The organism is Mycobacterium sp. (assembly GCF_032161845.1).
Lineage (GTDB): Bacteria > Actinomycetota > Actinomycetes > Mycobacteriales > Mycobacteriaceae > Mycobacterium.
Window position 1 is genome coordinate 1 of sequence record NZ_JAVRQA010000284.1, and the last position, 3355, is coordinate 3355.

Here is a 3355-nt window from a genome sequence, read left to right on the forward strand (position 1 = left end):
AAGACACCTCGGACAGCCGAAGTGTGACACGGCGTGGTCGAATGTGGTGCACGTCACTCGAGAGCGGATTATGAGCAAGCGAACCTTCGTCCTGATCCACGGCGGCGGCCACGGCGGCTGGTGCTACCAACGCGTCGCGCCCCTCCTGCGCGAGGCGGGCCACGACGTGTATGCGCCATCGCTGACGGGCCTCGCGGACCGCGCCCATCTGTTGACCCCCGACACGGACCTCGACACCCATGTCACCGACGTCGTCAACCTGTTGACGTACGAGGATCTGAAGGAGGTCATCCTGGTCGGCCACAGCTACGGCGGGATGGTCATCACCGGCGCCGCGGACCGCGCAATCGATCGCGTCGGACACCTCGTGTACCTCGATTCCGCAACACCTGCCAACGGCGAATCACTTGCGACGCATTCGAAGCCGTTCGTCGACGCCCAACGCGAGAGGATCTTCACCGTCGACGGCGTGGAGCTCATCATGCCCCCGTCCGCCGCGTTGGCCCGCTTCCTCGGCGTTACGGATCCCGACGACGTCGCCTGGGTGGTCGAGCGCCTGACGCCACATCCGTGGAAGACGACGACGCAACCGTTGCGGCTGACCAACGAGGCTGAGCTGTGGGCGATTCCGCAGACTCACATCTGCTGCACCGCATCACTGGCCATCCGCGACGTCGAGCGCATCAAGGCCGTCAGTGAAGGCCGGTTGTGGGACATCGACACCGGTCACGACCTGATGCTCACCGAACCGCACGAGACCGCTGAGCTTCTGTTGAGAGTTGCTGCGCTGTAACCCTATTCGGATTCCAAGACGTAGCGCGGAAACACCCCAACCGGCGTCGGCAGCGGGGTGCCCGGTGCCAGTCGCGTCGCGATCGCGGCGAAGTCGCGCTGATCGGCGGGCTGCCCGAGCAGGTCGAGCAGCTTGGCCGCGGAGGCCGGCATCGCCGGTTGCACCAGCAGCGCCGCGATGCGGACCACCTCGAGCGTCGTGTACAGCACGGTCCGGAAGCGGTCCTGGTCCTCGGGAGTGTCGGACTTGCGCAGTACCCACGGCTCCTGTGCAGAGAAGTACCGGTTCGCCGCGCCGAGCATCAGCCAGATGGCCTCCAGGGCGTTGTTCATCGATGGCACGTCGAAATGCGCTCGCACAGTGGGGAGTAGCTCGTCGGCGAGGGTTAGCAGCTCGCGGTCCGCATCGGTGTACTTTCCTGGCTGCGGTGCAACTCCGTTCAGGTTCTTGTTGACCATCGACAGGGATCGCTGCGCGAGGTTGCCCAGTTCGTTGGCGAGATCGGTGTTGATCCTGCCGATCAGCGCCTCCTCGCTGAAGTTGCCGTCCTGGCCGAACGGCACCTCCCGCAGAAGGAAGTAGCGCACCTGGTCGACGCCGTAGGTATCGATGAGATCGACCGGGTCGACCACGTTGCCCACCGACTTGCTCATCTTCTCGCCCTTGACGTTGATGAAGCCGTGGGCGAAGACGCGGCGCGGAAGTTCGATGCCCGCCGACATCAGGAACGCGGGCCAGTAGACGGTGTGGAAGCGGATGATGTCCTTGCCGATGACGTGCATGTCGGCTGGCCAGTACTTGCGGAACGCCTCGGACGCGATGTCGGGATAGCCCGCGCCCGTCAGGTAGTTCGTCAGTGCGTCCACCCAGACGTACATCACGTGGTCCGGGTGTCCGGGAACCTGGACGCCCCAGTCGAACGTCGTGCGTGAGATCGACAGGTCGCGCAGCCCCCCCGACACGAAGCTGACGACCTCGTTGCGTCGCACGTCGGGTCCGATGAACTCGGGGTGTGCCTCGTAGTGGGCCAGCAGCCGATCGGCGTAGGCCGACAGCTTGAAGAAGTAGGTCTGCTCCTCGGTCCACGTCACCGGGGTGCCCGTCTCGATGGAGTAGCGGATGCCGTCGGCGCGCTCCTCGAGTTCGTCGTCGGCGAAGAAGCGTTCGTCGCGGACCGAGTACCAGCCCGCGTACGAGTCCAGGTAGATGTCACCCGACGCATTCATGGCGTTCCAGATGGCGATGGACGCCTCCACGTGATCCTCGTCCGTGGTTCGGATGAACCGGTCGAACGAGACGTTGAGCTGCTCCTGTAGGCCTTGGAACACGTCGGAGTTGCGCAGCGCGAGGTCCGCGGTGGGAATGCCCTCGGCTTCGGCCGTCTGAGCCATCTTGAGGCCGTGCACGTCGGTCCCCGTGAGGAACAGGACGTCGAACCCGTCGAGCCGCTTGAAGCGGGCGATCGCGTCGGTCGCAGTCTTCTCGTAGGCGTGCCCGATGTGCGGTGCGCCGTTCGGATAGTCGATGGCGGTCGTGATGTAGTACGGCTCTCTCATTTGGACTTCACCTTAAAGTGTGGCGGTGAGTTCGAAACGGGAGCCGCCGCCCGCCCCCGAGCCCCTGGCTCCGTTGGTCGACGCACACACCCACCTCGATGCCTGCGGCGCATCCGACGCCGACGACGTCCACGCCATCCTCGACAGAGCAGAGGCGGTCGGAGTCCGGTCCGTCGTCACCATCGCCGACGATCTCGACGCGGCGCGCTGGGCCGTCAGGGCGGCGGACTGGGATTCCAGGGTCTACGCCGCCGTGGCGCTGCACCCGACGCGGGCCGACGCGCTCACCGACGACGCACGCGCCGAGATCGAGCAACTGGCGGCCCACCCCAGGGTCGTCGCGATCGGCGAGACCGGCATGGACATGTATTGGCCCGGAAAGCTCGACGGCTGTGCCGATCCAGCGCGTCAGCGGGAGGCGTTCGCCTGGCACATCGACCTTGCGAAACGCACCGGCAAGCCGCTCATGATCCACAATCGCGACGCCGATGCCGAGGTTCTCGACGTGCTTGCCGGCGAGGGTGCCCCCGACACCGTGATCTTTCACTGCTTTTCATCGGGTCCGGAGATGGCGCGGGTCTGCATCGACGCGGGTTGGCTGCTCAGCCTGTCGGGGACCGTCAGCTTCAAGAACGCATCGGCCCTGCGTGAGGCGGCCCGGCTTATTCCGCCCGATCAGCTTCTCGTCGAGACCGACGCGCCTTTCCTGACTCCACATCCGTACCGAGGGGCACCGAATGAGTCGTACTGTCTCCCCTACACGGTTCGAGCGTTGTCCGAGGTCGTAGGCCGTCCCGCAGCCGACATCGCTAGCGAAACCGCCGAGAACGCGGCCCGGATCTACGGTTTCCGCACCTGAGGGAAGTTGCTGCCCCCTGGCGTTTTCGTTACCGTCCCGTGATAGAAGCGTCCGGCCGCGGTTCGGTGGCCGCCCCCATCAGTCGGGATTGAACACTTGAACTACTTGCACAAGATCGATGAAGCGCGCTCGCCCGCGATGCGACTT

Annotated in this window: 3 protein-coding genes; 2 read left to right on the plus strand and 1 reads right to left on the minus strand. The window is 65.3% G+C overall.

All coding sequences use genetic code 11. The annotated features are described in order from the left end of the window. Window positions 1-793: alpha/beta fold hydrolase (locus tag QOD90_RS15695; protein WP_526351265.1), on the plus strand; the 793-nt coding region annotated here is incomplete at its 5' end. A 2-nt stretch (window positions 794-795) separates the two neighbouring features. On the opposite strand, the gene metG is transcribed toward QOD90_RS15695, so the two are convergent. Next, the gene (metG, locus tag QOD90_RS15700; RefSeq protein ID WP_526351267.1) at window positions 796-2349 is read right to left on the minus strand and encodes a methionine--tRNA ligase; all 1554 of its coding nucleotides are present in this window, start codon (window positions 2347-2349) and stop codon (window positions 796-798) included. Between the two features lie 25 nt (window positions 2350-2374). Between metG and QOD90_RS15705 the strand changes: the two genes are divergently transcribed. Next, window positions 2375-3208, plus strand: coding sequence for a TatD family hydrolase (locus QOD90_RS15705; protein WP_526351269.1), 834 nt, complete (start codon window positions 2375-2377; stop codon window positions 3206-3208). The last annotated feature ends 147 nt before the right edge of the window (window positions 3209-3355 follow it).

Excerpts from the sequence above, each read along its gene's own strand:
- metG (WP_526351267.1), bottom strand. The coding sequence starts at position 2,349 with ATGAGAGAGCCGTACTACATCACGACCGCCATCGACTATCCGAACGGC.